Origin of the sequence: Streptomyces mexicanus, from assembly GCF_902506575.1 — a bacterium.
Lineage (GTDB): Bacteria > Actinomycetota > Actinomycetes > Streptomycetales > Streptomycetaceae > Streptomyces > Streptomyces mexicanus.
This window is the reverse complement of the sequence record NZ_LR732548.1, coordinates 1-5,632: the sequence shown is the minus strand read 5'-3', so window position 1 is coordinate 5,632 and position 5,632 is coordinate 1. Positions and strand designations below refer to the sequence as shown.

Below are 5,632 nucleotides of genomic sequence, written 5' to 3'. Positions count from 1 at the left end.
GGAAGAGGGGGCGCGGGGGGCGAGGCGCGGGGGGGGGGGAGCGGCGCGGGGGGGGGGTAGGGCGGGGGGGGGCGGGGGGGGGGGGGGGGGGGGGTCGAGGGGCTAGGGCGGGTGGTGCGGCCGGTGGTCGGGCGGGACGTGCCGGGCAACCGGGTGCGCCGGTGTCCGCGGTCAGGCTGTCATGCACGTGGGACCTCCAACGTCGGCCCGTCCGGTGGGTGCTGGACGGGCGCCTTCAGCGCGATGGGCAGGGGTGCGGCGGCCGGGCCGGCCGCGCGGCTCAGACCCCACGGGCCAGTGCGCCCTCGGCGTGCTCCCTGGCCAGCCGCAGCGCGGCGGCGCTGTGTCCGGCGAGCCGTGCGCGCAGCGCCTGCCGCGCGCGGCGTACCGCCTGCGCGCCCTCGCCGTACCGCTGCCGTACGCCGTCCTCGTCGAGCACGGCGTGGTGGCGCGCGACGACGGTGACGCCCGTGCCCCAGGTGTCGGGTTCGACCGACCACTCCCCGGTGTGCGCGGCGAGCAGGGCGGGCTGCTCGGTGTCCCGGATGTCCTTGTAGACGATGCGTCCGGCGTGCGGGAAGCCGATCCGCACCGATTCGGTGGTGCGCGTTCTGCCGTCGGCCGCGCGCAGTTCCACGGTCATCAGCTGTACGCCGGGTGCGCTCTCGGCCAGGTCGATCCGGGTGGCCCCGGGCACGGCGTCGGCCCGGTCGCCGAAGCGGTGCAGGAACGCGTAGACCGGCTCCACGGCCGCGTCGATGTGCGCCGACTCCTCGAAGGACAGCACGAGGTCGTCCAGGCGGCGCCAGCGGTCGGCGAGCTGCCGGAGGTTGGCGAGCGCGGCGCGGGTGTTGGCGGCGGTGGCCCGCTTGACCCAGTCGACGTCCGCGCGCGCGTTGCCCGTGACGGCGAAGTCGTTGCGCAGGGTGAGGAGGGACCGTTCGGCGCCGCGCGGCTCGACGGTCCAGCTGCCGCCCATGGAGGTCACGGGGCGGGGCAGCACTTCCTGGCGGAAGTCGATGCGGTGGGCCACGGGGTCCAGGACGCGCCGCGTGGTCCAGGACCTGATCTCGCCGTTGGCGGTGACCCACATCCGCAGCCGCTCCGACTCCCCGTCGAACTCCAGTTGTTCGACGTGGACCGTGGGCGGCAGGAAGACGGGCCAGCGCAGGGCGTCCGCGATCAGGCCGTAGAGCACGCCGGCCGGGGCGTCCACCTCCGCGTGCTGGGCCATACGGTGCACAGGCGCGAGGTACATCCACCACACCCCTCTTCTCGGACGTCCGGAAGGCCGGCCGCGGGGCGCCCGCGGCCGGCACGGCCAGTACAGGCTCGTTATGGACTGTGTCCCGATCGGGTGGAGGACGTCTCGTACGCCGCTCGAGGGTCGCTCGCATCAGCAGGACGGCGTGACGCGAAACGGTGCGCGGGCCGCTTCGGCTCGATGCCGGCTCGTCCCGGACGCGACCGGCCGGCACCGGCGCCGGCCGGGAGGGGGCGCCGCCCGGGAGGGCACGGCGGCCGGGCGGGCACGGCGGCCGGGAAGTCACCTTGGCGTGCGCCGGGTCCGGCGTCCGGGCCGCCTTGCGGGTCTCGCCCCGCCGGCGGTCCGCAAGGGCCCGGTAGGCCCGGCTCCAGGGAAGGTCAGGCATTTCACGAGCGGCCGGACCGAACCTGGCGGGCGTCGTACGACGGTCCGCGCCCCAAGGAGTGGTGATGGCGTTCTACGGTGCCCGGCGCGTGCGGCGCGCCGTACGCGCTCTGGCGGCCGGCGTGTGGGACGGCCTGGTCTCCTTCGGAAGCCTCCAGGCGGGCGGGTTCGGCCAGGACGATGCCGACCGGCTGCTGCCCGAGCCCCCGCCCGGCCACCCCGAGCGCCTGCGCCCGGACGTGCCCATGACCGCGCTGGAGCGCGCCCTGCTCAAGGAGCTGGACCCGGCCGACTGACCCACCGGGCGGCGGCGCGGTGTCAGGCCGCGTACAGGTCGAAGGTGGAGGTGCGGCGCGGGCCGCAGACCACGTCCAGCTGGGGGTCGACGGCGAGGATCGCCTGGTGCAGCCGCTGCAGTTGCGGCGAGGGCTCCACGCCCAGCTCGTCGACCAGGCGGCGGCGCAGCCGGTGGTAGACGTCGAGCGCGGCGGCCTGCCGGCCGCAGCGGTACAGCGCCACCATGGCCTGGGAGTGCAGCCCCTCGTGTTCGGGGTGCCGGGCGGTCAGGTCCATCAGTTCGGCGGTGACCTCGGCGTGCCGGCCGAGTCTGAGGTCGGCGTCGATGCGGCGTTCCCGGGTGACGAGCCGGCTCTCCTCCAGCCGCATCGCCTCGATCTCCAGCACCGGCCCGACCCGTACGTCGACCAGGGCGGGTCCCTGCCACAGGTCCAGCGCCCGGCGGTAGGCGCGGGCCGCCGATTCGTCGTCACCCTTCTCGAACGCCTGCTGGCCCTCGGCGACAAGGCTCTCGTACGCGTGGACGTCGACCGCTTCGGCCGGTATCTGCAGCAGGTAGCCGCCGTGCCGGGTGGCGAGCACGTCCTTCGCGGCGCCGGGGGCGCTGGGCCCCATGGCGGTACCGAGCCGGCGCCGCAGCTGGAGTATGTAGGTCTGCAGGGTGGTCAGGGCGCTCTGGGGCAGGTCGGTGCCCCAGATCTCCTCCATGAGCGTGGGCACGGGCATGACCCGGCCCGGGTAGAGGGCCAGCAGGGCCAGGATCTGGCGCGGCTTGCCCGCGGTCGGGACGATCGACATCCCGTTGACGTCGGCAGTCAGTGGACCCAGAACACGAATCTTCATGGTTTCCCTCCCCGTACCTCAACGGCTGCGCTCGGTTTTCCGCTCCGGTCGGCGAATCGGTGCCGAGATTCGTCGATATTGCGCCGCGCGGGTACCGGATGCGTGTTCCCGCGACGGATGTGCGAGGCGCACCGTATCCCTCTGCGATGCGCCCCTCTCAGGTCGTCGAGGAATCATTGAGCGGCCTTCGTGCCGTCCCCTTTTTTTCCGGCGGTTGTCGAGCCGTCGGCGCCGGCGGTGGTCCGCGGACGCCGCATGACATTCACTCGGAGTGTCCCGGACCCGCGGTGGAGCCGGAATCGAATATGCCTGACCGTTCGACCGGGGAGTTTCGGGGCGGTGGGCGGGGAAATCGCCCTTTCACCTTTCGTTTTTCCCGGCCCGCCGGAATCGGGGCACCGGGCGGAACCGCCCCGGGCATTTCGGTGTGCGGCCCTGGGGCGCGCGTCCCGCGGAGGTCCCGCGCGCTGTGCCGGGTGTGCGCGCACGGAGGCGTCCGGCGGCCGCGGCGGAGGAGATGCCGCCTGCAGGTGCGGGAAGGCGCCGCGCGCGGCGGGGCCTGGGGACCCGACGGCGGCGCGGCTGCAGGCCGGGCGGGCCCGGGGGGCTGACCGGCCGTCGGCCCGTGCCGCAGCGTCCGACCGGCCGTCAGTCCGTGCCGCAGCGTCCGGCGAAAGGGGGCTGTCCTCGTCCCTGCGGCGGTGCGGTCGGGCAGGCCCGGGTGACCAGCGGTCAGCAGCGCGAGGCGCTGATCCGCCGCGTCGGCCACGGACCGCACGGGTGGCGCCGGCACGAGTCCGGTTGCGGGCGGCCCGGCGGGGCCGGGGCCGGCCCGGAGGCGGGGCCGGTCAGCTCCCCAGGGCCACGGGCTGCCCGGCGATCGCCGCGCTGCGGGCCGGGACGGTCTCCGGGCTGGCCAGCAGGATGGAGCGCTGCAGCCGGCGGAGCGTCGCCGACGGTTCCAGACCCAGCTCGCGGACGAGCGTGGTGCGCAGCCGCTGGTAGGCGTCGAGTGCCTCGCCGCGGCGCCCGGAGCGGTGCAGGGCGACCATGTACTGGCCGTGCAGGCTCTCGTGCAGGCGGTGCCGGTTGACGAGGACGGTCAGTTCGGACACCAGCTCCCGGTGGCGTCCCAGCCGCAGGTCGGCCTCGATGCGCTGGTCCAGGGCGCACAGCCGGGCCTCGTCCAAGCGCTTGGCCTCCAGGCCGGTCCGGCTGCCGGCGGTGACGTCGGCGAGCGCGGCGCCGGTCCACAGGGACAGCGCCTCCCGCAGCCGGCGTGCCGCGCCGGCGAAGTCCTCGGCGTCCATGGCCCGGTAGCCCGCCCCGGCCTGCTTCTCGAACTCGCGGAAGTCGACGCGGCCGCCGCGGGTGTTCAGGCGGTAGCCGCCGGGGAGGGTGACGAGGATGTCCTTGGCGGTGACGCCTTTCTCTCCGGCCTGGGCCAGGGCTTCGCCGATGAGTTCGCGCAGTTGGAGCACGTAGGTCTGCAGGGTGGTGCGGGCGCTGCGCGGCGGTTCGTCGTCCCAGAGCTCTTCGACCAGGGAGGAGACCGGGACCACCCGGTCCGCGTGCAGGGCGAGCAGGGCCAGCAGCTGCCGCGGCTTGGGGGCCGTCGGTGTGACGGAGATGCCGTGCTCGCGTACCGACAGCGCGCCCAGTACTTCGATGTCCACTGCCTTCTCCCCCTCAGTCGTGTGCCGGGTGTGTACGGGTCCATGGCATGGGACCACCGCTGGTAAGCCTGGACGGGTGTGCCATGGCTCTTGCTCGAGTACGATTAAAAAAACAGCACAGTCGGTTTGTCAATGGGAGGTGAAGACGGCGCCTCATGGGTTCCCTTCGCCCGGCAGGCCGAAGCAGCTGTGAGGCCCCCCGGAGGGGGCTCCGGGGGGCCTGTGGGTGCCGGCGAGGGGCGCTGGGGCGGCGAGGGCAGGCCGGACGGGCGGACGGCGCGGCATGCGTTCACACGTCCTTCACACCGCTGGAGGAGGCCGGCGCCGGGGGCGGCGCCGTGCGGCTGTCAGTCGTCCTCTTCGCCGGCCCGTGCAGCCGGGCTGCCGCCCGGCGTGCGCCGCGCGTGGTCACCGGGCGGACCGCCGGCCGCCACGAGGCTGCCCAGCACGGGGGGTGTGGCCAATTGGGGCAGCAGCAGCTGCCAGAACCTCGTGACGGTGCGGCGCGAGAGCCACTTCGGGTCCCGTGCGCCCAGCACCTCGAACCCGGTGGTGGCCGCCACCACCGAGGAGGCCACCTGCTCGGGCGCGATGCCGTTGAGCGCGCCTTCGCCCTCGGCGCGCTTGAGCGCCTCCTCGACCCAGGCGTGCCACTGCCGGTACAGGTCCCGGCCGCCCTGGCGGACGTGGTCACGGCTCAGTTCGAAGCCCGCGCGCAGCACCACGTCCTCGCCGAGCCGCCGGGCGAGGCGGTGCGAGGTGTCCACCAGCATCTGCAGGGCGCTGCCGACCGCTTCCCCGTGCGCGGCGACCAGGCGCTCCAGGCGTTCCGACGCGGCCTGCTCCACCGCGTCGGCCACCCCGGCCTTGTTCGAGAAGTGGAAGTGGAGCGCTCCGTTGCTCACCCCGGCCAGCGAGCTGATCGCGGCGAGCGACGCCACGCTGAAACCGTCCCGGTCGAAGACCGTGGCGGCCGATTCGATCAGTGCCTCGCGGGTGCGCAGCGCTCGTTCCTGTCGGACCATTCGGGGTGCTCCATTACTGCGGCGGGTTGCCGTGCTTGCGGGAGGGCAGGTCGGCGTGCTTGGTGTGCAGCATCGCCAGGGAGCCGATGAGGACCTCGCGGGTCTGGGCGGGGTCGATGACGTCGTCGACGAGACCGCGC

At 74.3% G+C, this 5,632-nt stretch carries 6 protein-coding genes; 1 reads left to right on the top strand and 5 read right to left on the bottom strand.

Features of this window, described 5'->3' with window-relative positions; translation table 11 throughout:
* Positions 1-280 precede the first annotated feature (280 nt).
* Positions 281-1,234, bottom strand: a complete 954-nt coding sequence (locus tag GV126_RS32125) for an aromatase/cyclase (protein WP_236570324.1) — start codon at positions 1,232-1,234, stop codon at positions 281-283.
* 482 nt (positions 1,235-1,716) lie between these two features.
* Between GV126_RS32125 and GV126_RS32120 the strand changes: the two genes are divergently transcribed.
* Entirely contained in the window at positions 1,717-1,947 is a 231-nt protein-coding gene (locus GV126_RS32120) for a DUF6059 family protein (RefSeq protein WP_159674439.1), read from the top strand.
* Between the two features lie 22 nt (positions 1,948-1,969).
* Here the strand turns inward: GV126_RS32120 and GV126_RS32115 are convergent, their stop codons facing one another.
* From GV126_RS32115 to GV126_RS37390, 4 genes are all read right to left on the bottom strand, one after another.
* Positions 1,970-2,791 (bottom strand): AfsR/SARP family transcriptional regulator, encoded by an 822-nt coding sequence (locus tag GV126_RS32115; RefSeq protein WP_159674437.1) that lies wholly within the window; start codon positions 2,789-2,791, stop codon positions 1,970-1,972.
* A gap of 848 nt (positions 2,792-3,639) precedes the next feature.
* Positions 3,640-4,467, bottom strand: coding sequence for an AfsR/SARP family transcriptional regulator (locus GV126_RS32110; protein WP_159674435.1), 828 nt, complete (start codon positions 4,465-4,467; stop codon positions 3,640-3,642).
* Positions 4,468-4,814: 347 nt separating this feature from the next.
* A complete protein-coding gene (locus GV126_RS32105; RefSeq protein WP_159674433.1) occupies positions 4,815-5,492 on the bottom strand; it encodes a ScbR family autoregulator-binding transcription factor in 678 nt (225 codons plus the stop codon).
* A 13-nt stretch (positions 5,493-5,505) separates the two neighbouring features.
* Positions 5,506-5,632, bottom strand: a 127-nt coding sequence (locus GV126_RS37390; RefSeq protein WP_328707373.1) for a carboxyl transferase domain-containing protein, incomplete at its 5' end; no start/stop codon positions are given.